The 17,220-nt window shown below is 51.7% G+C and carries 15 protein-coding genes; 13 read left to right on the top strand and 2 right to left on the bottom strand.

Going from position 1 to position 17,220, the window contains the following annotated elements:
• Window positions 1–64 precede the first annotated feature (64 nt).
• From AAC007_RS09700 to AAC007_RS09655, 10 genes are all read left to right on the top strand, one after another.
• A complete protein-coding gene (locus AAC007_RS09700) occupies window positions 65–1,534 on the top strand; it encodes an NAD(P)/FAD-dependent oxidoreductase (protein ID WP_339676317.1) in 1,470 nt (489 codons plus the stop codon).
• Between the two features lie 45 nt (window positions 1,535–1,579).
• Window positions 1,580–2,335 carry an SDR family oxidoreductase gene (locus tag AAC007_RS09695; protein WP_339676314.1) on the top strand — a complete coding sequence of 252 codons (756 nt, stop codon included), beginning with the start codon at window positions 1,580–1,582 and terminating at the stop codon, window positions 2,333–2,335.
• A 207-nt stretch (window positions 2,336–2,542) separates the two neighbouring features.
• Window positions 2,543–4,759, top strand: a complete 2,217-nt coding sequence (locus AAC007_RS09690; RefSeq protein ID WP_339676312.1) for a TonB-dependent receptor — start codon at window positions 2,543–2,545, stop codon at window positions 4,757–4,759.
• A 463-nt stretch (window positions 4,760–5,222) separates the two neighbouring features.
• Window positions 5,223–6,668 (top strand): wax ester/triacylglycerol synthase family O-acyltransferase, encoded by a 1,446-nt coding sequence (locus tag AAC007_RS09685; RefSeq protein WP_339676311.1) that lies wholly within the window; start codon window positions 5,223–5,225, stop codon window positions 6,666–6,668.
• A gap of 131 nt (window positions 6,669–6,799) precedes the next feature.
• A complete protein-coding gene (locus AAC007_RS09680; protein WP_339676308.1) occupies window positions 6,800–7,756 on the top strand; it encodes a MoxR family ATPase in 957 nt (318 codons plus the stop codon).
• A complete protein-coding gene (locus AAC007_RS09675; RefSeq protein WP_339676307.1) occupies window positions 7,753–8,703 on the top strand; it encodes a DUF58 domain-containing protein in 951 nt (316 codons plus the stop codon). Before AAC007_RS09680 ends, AAC007_RS09675 begins: the two co-directional genes overlap by 4 nt.
• A complete protein-coding gene (locus AAC007_RS09670) occupies window positions 8,700–9,215 on the top strand; it encodes a DUF4381 domain-containing protein (RefSeq protein WP_339676306.1) in 516 nt (171 codons plus the stop codon). The genes AAC007_RS09675 and AAC007_RS09670 overlap by 4 nt, the downstream gene beginning before the upstream one ends.
• Complete coding sequence (locus tag AAC007_RS09665) at window positions 9,208–10,239, top strand: VWA domain-containing protein (protein WP_339676305.1); 1,032 nt, start codon at window positions 9,208–9,210, stop codon at window positions 10,237–10,239. The genes AAC007_RS09670 and AAC007_RS09665 overlap by 8 nt, the downstream gene beginning before the upstream one ends.
• Window positions 10,236–12,281, top strand: coding sequence for a VWA domain-containing protein (locus AAC007_RS09660; RefSeq protein WP_339676303.1), 2,046 nt, complete (start codon window positions 10,236–10,238; stop codon window positions 12,279–12,281). The genes AAC007_RS09665 and AAC007_RS09660 overlap by 4 nt, the downstream gene beginning before the upstream one ends.
• A 37-nt stretch (window positions 12,282–12,318) precedes the next feature.
• Complete coding sequence (locus AAC007_RS09655) at window positions 12,319–14,040, top strand: BatD family protein (protein ID WP_339676301.1); 1,722 nt, start codon at window positions 12,319–12,321, stop codon at window positions 14,038–14,040.
• Between the two features lie 28 nt (window positions 14,041–14,068).
• On the opposite strand, the gene AAC007_RS09650 is transcribed toward AAC007_RS09655, so the two are convergent.
• Both AAC007_RS09650 and AAC007_RS09645 read right to left on the bottom strand, forming a co-directional pair.
• Window positions 14,069–14,947 (bottom strand): DMT family transporter, encoded by an 879-nt coding sequence (locus AAC007_RS09650; protein ID WP_295876484.1) that lies wholly within the window; start codon window positions 14,945–14,947, stop codon window positions 14,069–14,071.
• A 167-nt stretch (window positions 14,948–15,114) separates the two neighbouring features.
• Entirely contained in the window at window positions 15,115–15,444 is a 330-nt protein-coding gene (locus AAC007_RS09645; protein ID WP_295876486.1) for a hypothetical protein, read from the bottom strand.
• Window positions 15,445–15,670: 226 nt separating this feature from the next.
• Here AAC007_RS09645 and AAC007_RS09640 point away from each other — a divergent pair, with 226 nt between their 5' ends.
• The 3 genes from AAC007_RS09640 to AAC007_RS09630 all read left to right on the top strand — a co-directional run bounded on the left by AAC007_RS09640 (window position 15,671) and on the right by AAC007_RS09630 (window position 17,210).
• Window positions 15,671–16,276 carry a DoxX family protein gene (locus AAC007_RS09640; RefSeq protein ID WP_339676297.1) on the top strand — a complete coding sequence of 202 codons (606 nt, stop codon included), beginning with the start codon at window positions 15,671–15,673 and terminating at the stop codon, window positions 16,274–16,276.
• Window positions 16,277–16,359: 83 nt separating this feature from the next.
• Window positions 16,360–16,974: a sigma-70 family RNA polymerase sigma factor gene (locus AAC007_RS09635; RefSeq protein WP_339676295.1), complete on the top strand. Its 615-nt coding sequence runs from the start codon at window positions 16,360–16,362 to the stop codon at window positions 16,972–16,974.
• Complete coding sequence (locus tag AAC007_RS09630; RefSeq protein ID WP_339676293.1) at window positions 16,968–17,210, top strand: hypothetical protein; 243 nt, start codon at window positions 16,968–16,970, stop codon at window positions 17,208–17,210. Before AAC007_RS09635 ends, AAC007_RS09630 begins: the two co-directional genes overlap by 7 nt.
• The last annotated feature ends 10 nt before the right edge of the window (window positions 17,211–17,220 follow it).

Below are 17,220 nucleotides of genomic sequence, written 5' to 3'. Positions count from 1 at the left end.
GCCACCCAAAGCGGAATAGGATGAAACTATATCACTAGTTTTGCTTATAAAAGGTAGCACTTAAATGACTAACAATAACGCTAATAGACAACATCGCTACGTCATTATCGGCGCCGGTATGGCGGGCATTCTCGCTGCAATAAAGCTTCGCGAAGCAGGCAAACACAATATCCGTGTTTACGAAAAAGCTGACCGTATCGGTGGCACCTGGCGCGAAAACACCTATCCAGGTTTGACCTGCGATGTGCCATCGCACTCTTACACCTATTCTTTTGCCCCCAACCCCGAGTGGAGCCGGCATCTACCACCAGGCGCAGAGGTTCAGGCCTATTTTGAATCGGTAGTCGCCAAATATAATCTTGAAGACATTATTTCCTTTAACGAGGAAATAACCCAGTGCGAATTTTCTGACGATCAATGGCATATAAAAACATCTCGTGGGAATAGCGACTGTGCAGACTTTGTTATTGCCGCCACCGGCGTGTTGCACCATCCTCGCATACCCCGTATTGAAGGAATGGAGACGTTTAAAGGCGATATTTTCCACAGCGCCCGCTGGGATCATTCAGTAGCACTAGACAACAAGCGGATCGCCGTTGTCGGCACCGGCTCAACCGGTGTGCAGATAGTGACTGCCTTAGCGGATCGCGCAGCTACGCTATGTCATTACCAACGCACGCCCCAATGGATCATGCCGGTAGTGAATGGCGTGTTTAGTGAAGAGGAAAAAGCGTTATTTCGCAACGATCCAGTCGCTTTAAAAGGTATTCAAAACGATCCCGAACTGGAAGCCAATATAGAGCGCTTCTCGGTGGCTATAACAGAACCAGACTCCGCCGCCATGCACGAAATTGAGAATATTGTGACCCAAAATTTGGAGCAATCAATTAGCGACCCAGAGCTACGAGAGAGGCTGCGCCCACAGTATCGCGCCGCCTGTAAACGACTTATTTACTCAGAAAAATTTTACGTTGCCGCGCAAAAGCCCAATGTCGACATCTTGATCGAGGGCGTAGATATAATAGAAGAAAACGGTATTCGCAGCGCCGACGGCACTTTAAGAGAGTTTGATGTAATTGTCCTGGCCACCGGTTTTGAAGCAGACCGCTTTATGCGCCCAATGACAATCACCGGCGAGAATGGTGTCACGCTGGAGCAGGCTTGGTCAGAGCGGCCGACCGCCTATATGTCAGTATCTATTCCAGACTTCCCCAACTTCTTTATGTTAAACGGGCCCAGCGGCCCGGTCGGCAATTTCTCGCTTATCGAAATAGCCGAGCATCAGTGGCACTACATTAGCCAACTCATGGCTCTGGTAGAAAATGGCGTATGCCGCAAAGTCAGCGCGTCGCAATCCGCCTTAAGCAAATTCGATGAAGCGCGTATCGCAGCCGCTAAAAAATCGATTTTTGGCTCCGGTTGCCAAAGCTGGTATTTAGACGCCCAAGGGATTCCGGCCACTTGGCCGTGGACGCGGGCTCAGTTTAAAGAAGCAATGCAAAAACCTGATTTTACAGCGTATTGCCTAGGGTAACGCTGATTAATTCATTTAGGTAAATATAAAAAGCGAGGAGGAAGCATGAGAAACGTAGCACTTATAACCGGAGCCTGCTCGGGTATTGGTCTGGCTAGCGTAGAAATCTTAGCAGCAAACGGTGCTACTGTTATCGCCTGCGACATTAATCCGCCATCAGACGCTACCGCAGAAATATGGAAGTCTAAAAATATTCACTTCATCAAACTCAATGTTGAGCTAGAGAGCGCGATTCGCAGCACCGTCAATCAACTGGCCGACGAATTCGCCGGTATCGACACCCTGGTGAACTGCGCGGGGATTAGCGGCTGGGGTGGCTTAACTGAGGTAGATATGTCCCAGTGGCAAAAAGTACTGAACATAAACCTCAGCGGCACCATGTTGATGTGCAAATACGTGCTACCGGTAATGCTCGCCCAAGGCAGCGGCAGCATTATCAATGTTGCCAGTATTTTTGGACTGGAAGCCTGCGATAACAACGTTGCTTACAATGTGTCTAAAGGCGGTGTTATTCAGTTAACCCGCAGCATCACCGCTGACTATGCCAGCCAGGGCATTAGATGTAATAGCGTGGCGCCGGGGCTCATCGAAACGGCGATGACCAAGGACATCGCCCTCGATCCGCAACTGCATGAAAAATTTGTGAGTTGGCATTTACAAGGCCGCGCTGGTCGCGCTGAGGAAGTCGCCAGTGTGATCGCCTTTCTCGCCTCAAACGCCGCTTCATTCGTAAATGGCCAAACCATCGCTGTTGACGGTGGTTTCAGTATTGGCCGCAAATTCGCTTCGCATCCCAGGTGAGTGGTCTTGGCTGCCGTTCGCGGCAGCCTCTTTTCTCGCTAATTCGTACAGACGATGCCAGCCATCAAATAGTCCAAGTCAACGATGTCCAATGCGCTTTGCCATGACATAAATAGTGCCATGAAAAGTGCTGCCTGACCCAAGCAGGTCAAAGCTACATTTTCTCAGTTGAGATTTTAAATAATAACGGTTCATCCGGAGTAAAATATGTTTTCATTTCGACCCTATGCCATATCGGCCGGCGCTCTAATTGCAGTCGCAGCAAGCGTCAACAGCAGCTATGCCCAGCAATCTGACAACGGCCTAACACTAGAAGAGGTGGTGGTAACCGCTCAGAAAAAATCCGAATCACTGCAGGATGCGCCAATTTCACTGCTTGCCTTCAATAGTGAAAAGTTAGAAAAGCTAGGCGTGAGCGATGTTGGCGATATCCAGGGTGCCGTTCCTAATTTATCGACCGCACCACACCCCACGAATCGCAACTCCTTGACCGCCTTTATACGCGGTGTGGGTAATGCAGACTTACAAATTACCAAAGACCCCGCGGTGGGGGTTTACCTTGACGGCGTTTATTTAGGGCGCTCGGCGGGCCTCACAGCTGATATTGCCGACGTACAAGCCATCGAAGTACTGCGTGGACCACAGGGCACTCTCTACGGCCGCAACACCACTGGCGGCGCGATATCAATTCGCAGCGCACAGCCAAACGAAGAATTCAGCTTGAAACAAAAGCTCAGCAAAGGCAATCGCGGTTACTGGCGCTCGCTTACCCAAGCCAATATTCCCCTTAGCGATACCCTAATGATGCGCGCTGCATTCAGCCGCAGCGCAGAAGACGGCTGGGTAGAAAACACCGGTGCCGGCAAAGATTTTGGAGAACAGCAAAAGCTGGCTGCACGCATTGCCATTCGCTGGCTAGTCAATGATGAAGTGAGCATCGACTATGCCTATGACCAGTCAGAAATTGAAGGCGGTCAACTCGCCTACCAATTAACTCGCACTACCAATGCCAATGGCGCTGGATTCGCACCCTTCGCTCGCGAATCTCGCCAATCAAGCCTGTCGGTAAATAATTTAGAAAGCAGCTCTGATGACGTCAGCGGTCACAGCTTAGTGGCCACCTGGTTTGTAAATGACGACCTCTCCGTAAAATCAATTACCGCCTACCGCGATCTCGATGAGTTTGCCTATCAAGATTATTCAGCCAGCGCACACCACTTCAGTGGTGGTATGTTCCCGTCGCTGGTTGCCAGTGGCGCGGAAATTCTCGATACCCGCACCGACAAAGTTCAAGACCAGATCTCGCAAGAGATTCAATTCCTTGGCACGATGGCCGACGGAAAAATTGACTACGTTGGCGGACTTTATTACTTCAAAGAAGAGGGTAGCGAAGACCAACTGGCCTCCCTCAACCTCCTCGCACTGGGCGGCTTTCCGCAAATTGCCGAAGAGTATTACGAAATTGATGCTCGCGCAGAATCTCTCGCCGCGTTTTCTCAACTTGAATACACCCCTGAGATCCTAGAGCAACGCCTGCACCTCACCCTTGGTTTGCGCTATACCAGTGACAAACGCGAAGCGACCAAGTACGACAATTTATACAACAACCAAAACGGCGCCACTGTGGGCGGTGACCAGACCTCCAGTAAATTCACCCCCAGCTTCACCGCAGCCTACGATATTAGCGATGACATCAATGCCTATGCCAAAATCGCCACCGCCTATCGCGCTGGCGGTTTTAACACTCGCGGCACAGAGACACGTTTTGCCGGCGGTTTCGAGCCAGAAGAACTATTGGCCTACGAAATTGGCAGTAAAGCTGAGCTGCTCAATCGCCGTATCCGCCTCAACCTTGCCGCATTCTGGTATGAATACACCGATCTGCAGGTAGACCAAAGCGATCCAGTCAACATTATTGCCACCGACACGTTTAACGCCGGTGAAGCGGAAATGTCTGGTGCAGAAATGGACTTAACTGCCGTGCTAACCCGGGACCTGCAACTAAATGTGAGTTACGGTTATCTCGACGCCAGCTATCAGTCCTTCATTCAGTACGGACAGGAAGTTTCTCAATCTAAGAACGTCCCCTCGGCGCCACAACACAGCTACAACGTGAGCCTTGACTACACCCGCCCTGTGTCCATTGGCGAGCTCAGCGCCACGGTCAATTACAGCTGGGAAGACGAGTACTATTTCAGCACCCAAGGCATTGCCCGCAAAGACGACGTTGGCCTGTTGAGCGCCACCCTCGGCGTGAGTAATATCGCGATCGGCGACAGCGAACTTAGCGTGCAACTTTGGGGAAGAAACCTGGAAAACAAGACCTACGCCGCGCACGAAATTGACTGGGCGGAGAGTGGCTTTGTGACCACCATATTTGGTGAGCCACGCAGCTACGGGGTAGATGTCACCTTGTCATTCTAAGTATCACTTATTACTTTAAGCACTGTAGGGTCTGCTCACACTGAATTAGCAGTGTGAACAGACCCTAAGCTTCATGGAAGTGGCCTTAGCCACATCGACGCTTTACCGCACGACACCCCACTTTATAAATATCCGCTTTACTACTGCCCCCCAACCAACGCAAAACCCTAAGCTATTAAATGACGCAGATGAAACTCATTGCGCATTAATATCGGCCTCCACGGAAATCACTTTGCGACGGTAACGAGTCCCTTAAGACTCTACGAAGACATTAAATTCGTCCTGCATTCAAACCCTTCACAAATATGGCGCAGTTATTGCTGAATTTTTATCGCGATGACTAGTCACAATTTGATAGCGAATTCACACCTATTTTAAATCAGTCACTGACTGACACATCGCCACCATAAAATGTACTTACTCTAGTTTTGGCACCTAAATCAGAATAAGGAAGCACCGCACCATGCAACAATTAGACGGCCTAGATGCCTTTTTTGCCTTGAACGAACGTCAACACGCGCCCATGCATATTGCTGCTTTATCAGTTTATAAACCCAGCACAACCAAACATAAAAACTTTTTACAGCAGGAAATACACCAGAGTTTCCAGGAGCGACTATCGACTTCCCCGATTTTTAGACGCCGCTTGTTTAACGTATCGTATGGTATGGATCACCCCTACTGGATTGAAGATCAGAATTTTGATCTCAAGCACCATATATTCAGCCATTCGATTAAAGACCACAATGGCGACCTGGAATCCCTGTTAGCAAACCTACACGCCCAAGCCATGAACATGACTCGGCCACTGTGGGAGGTACACGTCATACATGGTCTCGGCACCTTAAAAGGCTATGACAAAGGTGCCTTCGGCTTGTACTTAAAAGTACATCACGCGGCAATGGACGGCGTTTCCGGTACGGAAATTTTAGCGGGCCTACACAATTTAGCCCCCCAGCCCTTTTCGCCGAGCGAGCAAACGGATGACTGGCAGCCTGACGCGGTGCCGAGCCAGTGGGCGCTAGGCCGCCAAGCCTGCATCAATAATCTTCGCAAACCTGTCAATCTGACATGGCAGGCACGCAAGCTGATCCCCTCGTTTAAAAAGGCCGCCAGCCTCAAAATTAGCGATCACACGCCCAAGGTAAGCTGGCAAAAATCGCCTTTCAATACCCGTATCGATGCGGAGAGAAATATATTGCTGCTGCGTTTTGATTTCGGTCGGCTGCGCCAAATCCGGCGTCACTATCCCCACACCACGGTGAACCACGTCATGCTCAGCATTGTTGGCGGCGCCTTGCGGCGCTACCTGATTGCGCTGAATAGCCTACCGGAAAACCCCTTGGCATCGATGGTCCCAGTAAATGTGCGCAATCGCGACAGCAATGTCGCCGGCAATGCAATCAGCATGTTACTCGCCAATTTACGTACCGACATCGAGTGCCCGCTGCAACGCCTGCAAGCGGTTCGCGACGCGGCCAACAACGCCAAAGATTTTTCTAAATCCATTGGCCGCACAGCCATTACCTCGCTGGTACGGGAAATGCCCAACAGCCTCGGCGCCGCAACACTGCGCACGCTGTCTGCTCTCGCCTACTGGCCCGGCGGCATTGCCGCACCCGCTTGCACGATTGTCAGCAACGTGCCTGGGCCTCCCGTTCCGCTGTATTTTAACGATGCCAAAATGGTGGACATGGTGTGCCTAGGGCTTATCATCGACCACTTGGGCCTGTTTCATGTGGCCACCAGCTACAACGGGGTAATGACCCTATCGGTGCTGAGCAGCCCCAGTTCATTGACCAAGCCCGAGGTATATCGGCGCTGCCTACAGGAATCTTATGAGGCTCTAGATGAAGCCGTTAGTCGAGAGGCAAATAGCAGCCACAGCCCGCCAGCTAAGCGGGCTTAAACCAGCGTATTTAAGGGATTGGGCATTAAATTAAAGCAAAACTAAATTTTCCCTTGAAATGCGCGAGCAAACCCCCATTTTTAATGTCACAAGAAAAGATAATGACACTCGCTCGGCAAGGGAAACCCCCAATGACGGAAAAACAATCCATCGGCCAATTACGCAACTGGCTGACTTCTCAGATTATTGGCCAACAAAGTCTGGTCGACCGCCTGCTAATTGCCCTGCTGGCCGACGGCCATCTACTGGTTGAAGGCGCGCCCGGCTTAGCAAAAACCAAGGCGATTAAAACCTTGTCGGACGGGATTGATGCAAGCTTCCAACGCATCCAGTTTACCCCTGACCTGCTGCCTGGCGACGTAACCGGTAGTGATATATACCGCCCCGAAACCGGTGTATTTGAATTTCAACCGGGGCCGATTTTTCACAATTTGGTGCTGGCCGACGAAATCAACCGAGCCCCCGCCAAGGTGCAGTCAGCCTTATTAGAAGCAATGGCGGAACGACAGGTCAGTGTTGGCAGCAAGACCTTGCCTCTACCGGCACTATTCCTGGTAATGGCCACCCAAAACCCCCTTGAGCAAGAGGGCACTTACCCACTCCCGGAAGCGCAGCTTGACCGCTTTTTAATGCACGTGAATGTGGCCTACCCCAATGCTGCAGCGGAATTGGAAATTCTCCGCAGGGTGCGCGCAGAAGCCAAGGGCGAAATTGACACTCCCAACCCGCTCAGCCAAGAAACCCTGCTCGCTGCCCGCAAGCAGGTCCTGGACCTGCATATGGCAGACGCCGTCGAGGAGTATATGGTTCAGCTGGTGGTAGCCAGTCGAGACGCGAAAACCCTCGACGCCGACCTCGGTAACTGGATAGAAGTTGGCGCCAGCCCTCGCGCGACAATTGCATTGGATCGCTGCTCCCGCGCCCACGCCTGGCTAAATGGTCGCGACTACATCAGCCCTGACGATGTCCAAGCGATCGCGCACGATGTGCTCCGTCACCGCCTGATTCTGAGCTTTGAAGCCGAGGCCGACGGCATCCGCAAAGACGACATTATTGACCGCCTTCTGCAGGTGGTGCCAGTGGCATGAACAGCCCCCTGCGCAGTGATTTTAGCGCACCGGTGAAAGGCGCAATCGTCGATCAGCAGGCGCTGATTCACACCCGCTTTGGCGCCACAAAACTAAAGGCCACACCGCGCCGCCGCCACTTTGCCAAACAAGGCGGCAACCACGCTTCGCCATTTAAGGGCCGCGGCTTGGCATTTCACCACGTGCGCGAATATCAAGGTGGCGATGAAATTCGCCACATCGACTGGCGGGTGACAGCCCGCACGGCAAAGGCGCACACCAAGATTTTTGAAGAGGAAAAAGAACGGCCGGTTGTGCTGTGTTTGGATCAGCGCGCCAGCATGTTTTTTGGCAGTCGCCATTGCTTTAAATCGGTACTGGCCTGTCACGTTGCCGCCACCCTCGCGTGGGCGGGACTAGAAAACAATGACCGGGTTGGCGGCCTGGTATTTGCCGATGAGCACCACCGCGAAGTGCGGCCGCGTCGCAGCCATCGCGCAGTGCTCAATTTTATCCACACCGCGGCCGAGTATAATCAAACCCTCAGCCACGCAAGCGCCGCGCCTGATATTGCCAGCGACCAGAGCTTGGCCACCGCTTTTGAAGAAATGCGGCGTATTACTCGCCCCGGCTCGACGGTCTATGTCATTAGTGATTTCGCTGGCTATCAAAGGCAAGCCGAGCGCCAATTGCATTTAATGGCCCGCCACAACGACGTGATCGCTATATCCATCAGCGATCCAATGGAAGAAAGCTTACCCGCCAACGGCAACTACCCTGTGAGCAACGGCCGCGAACGTTTACAAATGCGCCTGACAAATAGCCTGCGCGAACAATTCCTCAATCAGCATCGGCAAGAAAGTCACGAATTACAGGCCAGCCTGAAAAGAGGCGGCATTCACCATATTGCGCTATCGACCGACGCCGCGTACTTTCAAACACTTCAGCGCGGACTGGGGCGGGGATGAACGCAAACAATCTAGCCGCACTAAACCCTATTGCAGACCAATCATCGCCATTGGATCAGCTCGCTGATATTCATTTACCGCCACCCGTGGCCAGCTTTCCCTGGGCACCAGGCTGGTGGCTAGTGATCGGTGCGGTCATCATTGCGACCTTGGCAGCGGGGCTTTACCTTCGTCACTACCGTCGTAAGAATGCATTCCGGCGCGCAGCGCTCGCTGAATTAATTACGCTTAACGCGGTAGAAAATGATCGGGAATTTGCGCAGCAACTCAATCAACTACTGCGCCGTGTCGCACTGCATAGCTACACAAATAAAAATATCGCCGGCTTAAGCGGCGATAAATGGATGGATTTTCTATGTCGAAGCTGCGGTGACAAACCCGCGTTCACCGATGCCGCCATTGAGGCGATGCTAAACGCGGCTTATCAACCTGCGGCCCAATCACTCCCCCGCGACGTTCTTATTGCTGAAAGTACGGTGTGGATAAAACGTCACCGGAGCCACCATGTTTGAATTTCAGTGGCCACTGGTCTTTTTATTAATTCCCCTACCTCTGCTGGTGAGGTGGCTGTCAAAACCACATAGCCAAAATACGGCGGCCGCATTGCGGGTACCTTTTTTTGCGCAGTTGCGCAGCTTGGGCAGCGAGGACAGCGGCCCGATTCGCAGCGGCAATTATGGAAACCTCATTTTGCTCAGCCTGGTATGGCTAGCCCTGCTCGCCGGCGCAGCGCGACCAATCTGGATTGGCGAACCCGTCGCCATGCCTACCACTGGCCGTGACCTGATGCTAGCAGTCGACATTTCTGGCTCTATGAGCCAAGAAGACATGCTTATTAAAGACCAAGGCTTGCCGCGGATTGCCGTGGTCAAAGCGGTGGTAAATGAGTTTGTTCGGCAACGCCAGGGAGATAAGTTAGGACTGATTTTGTTTGGCTCCAATCCCTATATTCAGTCTCCGCTGTCCTTCGATTTAGAAACCCTCAGCACCTTGATGAATGAAGCCCAAGTGGGCTTTGCAGGCAAGCAGACAGCCATTGGTGACGCTATCGGCTTTGCCATAAAACGGCTGCGTCAACGGCCGGAAAACAGCCGCGTACTCATCTTGCTCACTGACGGTGCAGATACCGCCAGTACCTTAAAACCACTAAAAGCCGCCGAGCTCGCCGCCGCGGAAAAAATTAAAATTTACACCATTGGTGTTGGCGCCACTGAAATGAAAGTGCCAGGCATCTTTGGCAGCAGCTTTGGCGCGCGCACCGTAAACCCCTCTGCCGATTTAGACGAAGACACGCTGCAAACCATTGCCAGCAAAACCGGCGGCGAATATTTTCGCGCTCGCAACCCCGCCGAACTCCAAGCGGCCTACGATGCCATTGCCGCACTAGAACCCGTTGAACAAGAACAGGAAATGCTGCGCCCAGAAAAATCGCTGCTGCACTGGCCGCTATTTTTTGCGGCTGCCGCCATGTTGTTGTTAGCACTGAGCCGCAACTGGCCGTTTAATACACGCGGACAAAGCGAGGGGGCTGCATGAACATCGCCGGCCTGGAATTACACTGGATTCGACCGGAGCTAGCGTGGACAGCTATCCCGCTGCTAATGTGCGCCCTGCTCCTCAGCCGCCAGCAATTTCAACAACGCAGTTGGCAAAAGCATATCGACCCGGCTCTATTACCCTTTTTGCTCGACGGCAAACCGAGTGGCAAGCCCCGCCAATCTGCGCTTATTTTACTTCTCGCCGCCGTGCTGACGTGGTTGGCACTGCTAGGGCCGGCCTGGGAGAAAGCCCCGTCGCCCCTCCATAAAAATACCGACGGCCTAGTGGTCGTGTTGGATTTATCGCCATCGATGCTGGCCGAAGATATACAACCTTCGCGCATGGGTCAGGCGCGCTTTAAGTTGCGCGACATCTTACATTTACGGCGCGACGGCCAAACCGGTTTGGTGGTATTTGCCGGCGACGCTTTTGTTGTGGCGCCACTCACCGACGATGTAAACACCCTACTCACACTGATTCCCGGCCTTAATCCCAGCATGATGCCACTGCCCGGCAGCAACCCTCTCGCAGGAATTAGCCTCGCCAAAGACCTGCTGGATCGCAGTGGCGCGAATGGCCGGATATTACTCATTAGTGACGGCATTAATAGTCGACAACTTGATGGCATAAAATCCTTCCTTAGCAACAGCGACTACCCCCTTTCGGTACTTGCTGTCGGCACCAAGGATGGCGCACCCATTCCCTTACCAGGCGGTGGCTTTGCACGGGACAACGACGGCAACATTATTGTCCCGGCACTGAGCGTAGGCGAATTACAAAGCCTTGCATCGGCGGGCGGCGGTGATTACCGAGAACTCAGTTTAGACGACAGCGATATAAAAGCGCTCTCCGTCGATACCGCTACAAGTCTGAGCGCCGAAGCGGATAGCCGCACTGAACGCAATTATGATCAATGGAAAGACGCCGGCCCTTGGCTGGTATTATTGCTACTGCCATTTGCGCTGCTCGGTTTTCGTAAAAGCTGGCTGGCCAGCTTTTTACCCCTGCTACTTCCGGCTCTGCTTATCCTTCAACCCAGCAAGGCCAATGCCTTTGAGTTTGCTGATCTGTGGCAGACCCCAGATCAGCAAGCGGCAAAAATACTAGCAACTGAGCCGCAAGCCGCCGCTGAAAAATTTGAAAATCCTGAATGGAAAGCCGCTGCGCAGTATCGGGCCGGTGACTTTGAAGCCGCCGCACAAAGCTACTCCCAGCTTGACTCCGCTGACGCCCACTACAACCGCGGGAACGCGCTTGCCAAGGCCGGCAAACTCGATGACGCCATTGCCGCCTACCAGGCCGCACTGGAAAAAAATCCGGATCTTATTGATGCTCAAACAAATAAGAAAATAGTAGAAGATCTAAAAAAACAACAAGAACAAAATCAGCAGCAATCAAAAGACCAGAATCAAGACCAAAAAGACAAGCAAGATCAGCAGAAGCAAGACCAAGGTGAGAATAATCAGAATCAAGATAGCGAAAATTCAGACTCAGAGAGTTCTGAATCTGAAAGTTCAGATTCTAATGAAAATAATTCGCAAGACTCGCAGTCACAAAATCAACAGGGTGATTCGCAGAACAAAGACAATCAAAATTCTGAGCAAGAGGCGGATCAAGAAAATAATTCATCGTCTGATCAACAGGAAAACGACCTCGAGCAAAATGATGGTGAGCAAGCATCGGCAGAGCAACAAAGTGAACAGGCTAAGGCCGAAGAAGATCAAGCGCGGGAGCGCCAAGAACAGTTAGCAGAAGACTATGCCAAGCAGGCGGCCGAACAAAACGAAGCCGTTCAGAACGCCTTGCAAGCCAATCAAGACAACAAGACACAGGACCAAGCTGCCGACAAACAAACTGCGCAAGCTGCCATGGAGAGCGACGAGCCGCTTACCGAAGAGGAGCAGGCTCGTGAGCAATGGCTGCGAAAAATCCCTGACAACCCGGGGAATTTATTGCGCAATAAATTTCGCTACCAACATTTAGAACGTCAGCAGCGCGGTGAACAGCAAGGTGGTAATGAAGACTATGCACCCTATTAATTCGATAGCAGACCATACGCATCGCAGGAAAGCGTTTATGCCAAACAGCCTCCTCAATATCCTTACTCGCCCAATATTGGCGGTATTGCTACTACTCCTGTGCCAGATGAACAACGCCTACGCAGAAACCAATGTGCGCGCCAGCGTTGATCGCAATCAAGTTTCCAGCGAAGAAACCTTCACCCTGTCGCTGGTGGCAGACAGTATTTTGTTTTCCGGCGAACCGGATGTCAGTGCGCTAGATGCAGACTTTCACATTATTAATAAGCAGCAGAGCAGCCGCACCAATATTATCAATGGCAAGGTGAATAGTAGCCGGCAATGGGACTATACCCTTGTCGCAAAACGCGAAGGCACTCTGACAATACCTGCTCTTCCGATGGGAAAGTACAAAACCCGCCCCATCACAATATCGGTAAGCAAGGCCGCAAAATCTCAACAAGCCAATAGCGATAGCATCTATCTTGAATCTGACATCACCCCTCGCAATGCTTACGTGCAGCAGGAGCTGCAGTACACCGTGAAAATATTTACCTCGGTGAATATACTCGACGCCTCGCTAGACGCGCCCGAGGTCGACAATGCCGTGGTTGAGGCCAATGGCGAGCAACGCTATCAAACTCTAATCAACGGTCGCTACTTTCAAGTTATCGAACGGCGCTACAGCATATACCCACAAGTTAGTGGCACGCTCTCCATTCCCAGCCTTACCTTGCAAGCGCGGGTTGAAGGCTACCGACCCTCGATGCTCGACCCGGGCAGATTGGTGGTAAAACGCAGCGGCCAACACCGGGTAAAAGTTTCACCGCCGCCAGCGGAATTTACAGGTTCGGTATGGTTGCCAGCCAAAGAAATTGAAATAGAGGAAAGCTGGAGTAAGGATCCCGACAAACTTAAAGTCGGTGACTCTGTTACCCGCACTATCAATATCAACGCTGACGGCCTGCTAGGCTCACAACTGCCGGCGCTACCTGTTATAGATTTACAGAATGCCAAACTCTATCCAGACCAAGCCAAAATTGAAAAAGGTGACGAGCAATCGCACTGGACCGGGATTCGCAGTGAATCCCTTGCTATCATTCCCACTCGCGCTGGCGAATTTGTGCTTCCAGAGGTTCGTCTTGCATGGTGGAATACCGATACAGACAGCGCGGAATTTGCCGTACTTCCTGAGCGTCGATTCACAGTAGCGCCCGCGCTGACAAACACCAGCGACGGCAAGATCACTATTGGCGAAATTGCCTCGAACAATGCCACCGATAAAGTCAATAATCCCACTGCCGATAACGACACTACTGAAGCAAATGTCGTCGACAGCCCACAAGCGCATAACTCCTCGCTACTATGGGCTGTTATCGCCATGTTGTTACTCAGCAATATCGCTTTTGCGGCAGCGTGGTGGCGTGGACGGCATCGCCCTGCCAGCCCGATTAGCGCGCCGGAAAGTAGTACTCAAAACGAGAGCAAGGCTTTCAAATCACTGGAGCGCTGCCTAAAAATTAAGGCTGAGCACAAAGAGTTACGCAATGCCCTAACACACTGGGCAAGCTGCCACTTTAAGCGCGCGATGACATTGAGCGAGATAGCGAAAGCCATACCTGAACTTGAAGAGCCATGCCGACGACTCGACGCCCATTTATTTTCTGGGCAGGCGATTACCATAGACCCTAGCACTATCATAAACGCAGTCAAAAAGGCGCGCAGCAAACCAGCGACACACGCAGCTGAACCAGCGCTTTCCCCGCTATATAAAAGCTAAGTGTCCCTTAAAAACCGATACTCTGCGCCTAAGCTGGCGCAGGTGTCGCTTTATGCCTGAGAACCAGCACCCCACCCGAGACCACAAAAGCGATACCGAATAGTGTTAGCACATCGGGAATATGATCCCAAATTAACCAGTCCAATAGGCCGCTAAACACAACCCCAAAATAGCTTATTGGTGCTAAGGCGGCCGCAGATACATAGCGATATGCCAAGGTGTACATGACAAAACTCAGGTAAATAGCGACGCCCATATACAATAATCCCGGCCAAGCAGATAGGGGAATAGGCTGATAGTTCCAAATGAAAAACGGCAGACTAACCAACAAGGAGATACTAAAATAATAAAATAAAATACGGTTTTGCGGCTCATGCTGAGCCAACACTCGGGTACTGACCATCGATACCGCCAGCCCTAAGCCTGATAGCAGCGCCAACAAATGCCACAAGCTCAAGCCAGTAAAACCTGGCTTAAGCACAAGGACCACCCCGACAAAGCCCACTACCAAAGGCGGCCAGGTTTCCTTGCGAAGCCGTTCACTAAACCACAGGTAGATCACCAATGGCACCATTAACGGCGCAGACGATCGCAGCAAGGTTGCCTCAACCAGTGATATTTTACTGAGCGCAATATAGTACAAATAGAAACACGCGCAGCCGCTTACCCCCCTTACAATATGCAAGCCGGGACGACTTGTTGTCACACCTGAGCGGCCGGCTCGCAGCACTGCGGGTAGCGCGAATAAAAAGCTAATGCCGTACTGCACAAGCACAATGGCGGAGACATGCACCTCCTGCGACACATGCTTGCCCACCGCCGCAACAGTGCTTGAAAAAAAGACAGTCACCAGCGACAGCAATAAACCACTTAGTAATTGTTTTCGTTCAAGGCTGAGGGTTAGCAAGCAAAGCTCTCTTATATTAATCGCAGGCGAAATGACCGACGGTGCCGGCAGAATGCAGCAATACTATAATGAGCCGAGTAGACGTTTGCTAGTCAAGTGCTAGAAATAGAAGGGGATAGTGAGTAGCCCCAAGCTCCTCGTCGAAGGAAGAGCTTGGGATTTAACAATTACTTCTTGTCAGCGCCACATTTCGCTTCGCCGCACTTGCCTTCGTCAGCTGCTTTATCGGCGCCGCATTTGGCTTCGCCGCACTTGCCTTCTTTAGCTGCTTTATCTGCACCGCATTTGGCTTCGCCACATTTCGCTTCGCCGTCTTTTTTCTCTGCACCACATTTTGCTTCGCCGCATTTACCTTCTGCATCTTTAGCGTAATCAGCAAGCTGATAACCGCTACTCATTACTTTAGCCGCAAATGGGTTGGTATCTGCAACGGCAACTGAGGCCATTGAAGAAGCTAACATGGCTGCACCTAGTGCCGTCATCGCAGTATTTTTCATTATGTCATCACCTTTGTAATCAGTTAAAAGATCTATTTGGCCGCAGCATTGCGACTCTACTTATTAGAGACAGTTAAAAACCATCTGTTACACCGTCGTGAAAATAAATTTCTTGCCGCCGGCTGTAACAAGACTTGTCGCCGCACGTCTTAATCGCATAAACCGACACGATGGTTTCCGACAAACGACTATAGCGCAATGCTGGTAACTATACGGAGTAAACTCAATGCTAGATTTTATAAACACAATTCGCGACCTGCAGACTGCTATCGCGAAAATGGTGGCACCGCTGGATGGCCTTCCCTCACTGGCGCTGCGTCTTTATCTGGTACCCGTATTTTGGATGGCTGGCAGCAGCAAGATGATGCATTTTTCAGCCACCGCCGAGTGGTTTGGCAACAGTGACTGGGGCTTGGGATTACCCTTTCCCTACGGAATGGCCTTTTTAGCAACGGCCGCAGAGGTGGGCGGAGCACTATTGCTGTTGGTCGGATTTGCGACACGCTGGATTTCTATACCTTTAGCCGCGACGATGATCGTGGCCGCCACCACCGTGCACTGGAGCAATGGCTGGCAGGCTATTGCCGACGCCAGCGCCCCCTTCGCCAATGATCGCGTGCTTGACTCGGTAGAGAAACTTACCGCAGCGCGCTCGCTACTTGAAACCCATGGAAATTATGACTGGCTGACATCAAGTGGCAATTTCGTGGTACTGAACAACGGCATCGAATTTGCGGTCACCTACCTTGTTATGTTGCTCGCCCTAATGGTAATGGGTGGCGGTCGCTTTGTTAGCGCGGATTACTGGCTAGATCGTACAGTGACGAAATAAAGAGGAATACATAGCGGTGAACAGTTGCCTGAAAGCAGGAGGATCAGGGACACTAGGGGCTTAATCAGTTATTGGATATGCTCGTGTCTTTACCCGCCGACGATCAAGAACTTATTCGCCGCCTTAAAACGGGTGACAACAATGCGTTTAAGCAGCTTATCAGCAGCTATCACCCGAAATTACTTATCGTTGCCAGGGCCATTGTCGGCGATGTTTTTGCGGAAGACGTCACCCAGGAAGCCTGGAGCTCCATTTACAAAGCAATCGCTAAATTTGAGGGGCGGTCTAGCCTGTCGACGTGGATGATCCAGATTGTGAGCAACGAAGCTAAATCGAGGCTGCGCCGAGAAAAGCGTCACAGTAGTTTTGGGGATATCGAAGAAGTGCGCCCCGAACTTGACGCGAATAGTTTTAATGACGGGGGGCACTGGGCAAATCCCCCATCGCACTGGGACATCAATACACCGGAGCTCATGCTTCAAGAGGATCAGCTAAGACATTGTATAGAACATACCTTAACAATATTGCCGGAAAACCAAAAAGCCGTGTTTTTACTTCGCGATGTTGAGCAAAGTAGCTTGGAGGAAATCGCCGATCTACTCGCACTTAGCGAGGCAAATGTTAGAGTGATTTTGCACCGGGCGAGATTACAACTTATGAAAACCATCAATCATTATCAGGAGACGGGAGAATGCTAAACTGCAGGCAATTTACCGATCTCGCCAGCGACGATATCGATTTCCAGCACACTGGCTGGAAACGGCTTGAAATTCGCGCGCACCTGATGATTTGTCGCCACTGTCGACGTTTTCGCCGCCACCTCGACCGCAGCCGCCAAACCGGTGCAGCCCTGGCACAACAGTTATGGCGCGGCGACGACGCCATGGCGGACATGGTATTTTCGCGAATTAAGCAGCCGAACTCAGGAGAGTAAGGCCCAGCGC

It is taken from the genome of uncultured Zhongshania sp., assembly GCF_963975605.1.
In the GTDB taxonomy this organism is placed as follows: domain Bacteria; phylum Pseudomonadota; class Gammaproteobacteria; order Pseudomonadales; family Spongiibacteraceae; genus Spongiibacter; species Spongiibacter aquimaris.
This window is presented reverse-complemented; position numbering and strand designations above follow the sequence as displayed.

Coding starts and splice junctions, on each gene's coding strand:
- AAC007_RS09680 (WP_339676308.1), top strand. CDS start 6,800: ATGACGGAAAAACAATCCATCGGCCAATTACGCAACTGGCTGACTTCT.
- AAC007_RS09700 (WP_339676317.1), top strand. CDS start 65: ATGACTAACAATAACGCTAATAGACAACATCGCTACGTCATTATCGGC.
- AAC007_RS09655 (WP_339676301.1), top strand. CDS start 12,319: ATGCCAAACAGCCTCCTCAATATCCTTACTCGCCCAATATTGGCGGTA.
- AAC007_RS09630 (WP_339676293.1), top strand. CDS start 16,968: ATGCTAAACTGCAGGCAATTTACCGATCTCGCCAGCGACGATATCGAT.
- AAC007_RS09665 (WP_339676305.1), top strand. CDS start 9,208: ATGTTTGAATTTCAGTGGCCACTGGTCTTTTTATTAATTCCCCTACCT.
- AAC007_RS09660 (WP_339676303.1), top strand. CDS start 10,236: ATGAACATCGCCGGCCTGGAATTACACTGGATTCGACCGGAGCTAGCG.
- AAC007_RS09695 (WP_339676314.1), top strand. CDS start 1,580: ATGAGAAACGTAGCACTTATAACCGGAGCCTGCTCGGGTATTGGTCTG.
- AAC007_RS09645 (WP_295876486.1), bottom strand. CDS start 15,444: ATGAAAAATACTGCGATGACGGCACTAGGTGCAGCCATGTTAGCTTCT.
- AAC007_RS09675 (WP_339676307.1), top strand. CDS start 7,753: ATGAACAGCCCCCTGCGCAGTGATTTTAGCGCACCGGTGAAAGGCGCA.
- AAC007_RS09690 (WP_339676312.1), top strand. CDS start 2,543: ATGTTTTCATTTCGACCCTATGCCATATCGGCCGGCGCTCTAATTGCA.
- AAC007_RS09640 (WP_339676297.1), top strand. CDS start 15,671: ATGCTAGATTTTATAAACACAATTCGCGACCTGCAGACTGCTATCGCG.
- AAC007_RS09685 (WP_339676311.1), top strand. CDS start 5,223: ATGCAACAATTAGACGGCCTAGATGCCTTTTTTGCCTTGAACGAACGT.
- AAC007_RS09670 (WP_339676306.1), top strand. CDS start 8,700: ATGAACGCAAACAATCTAGCCGCACTAAACCCTATTGCAGACCAATCA.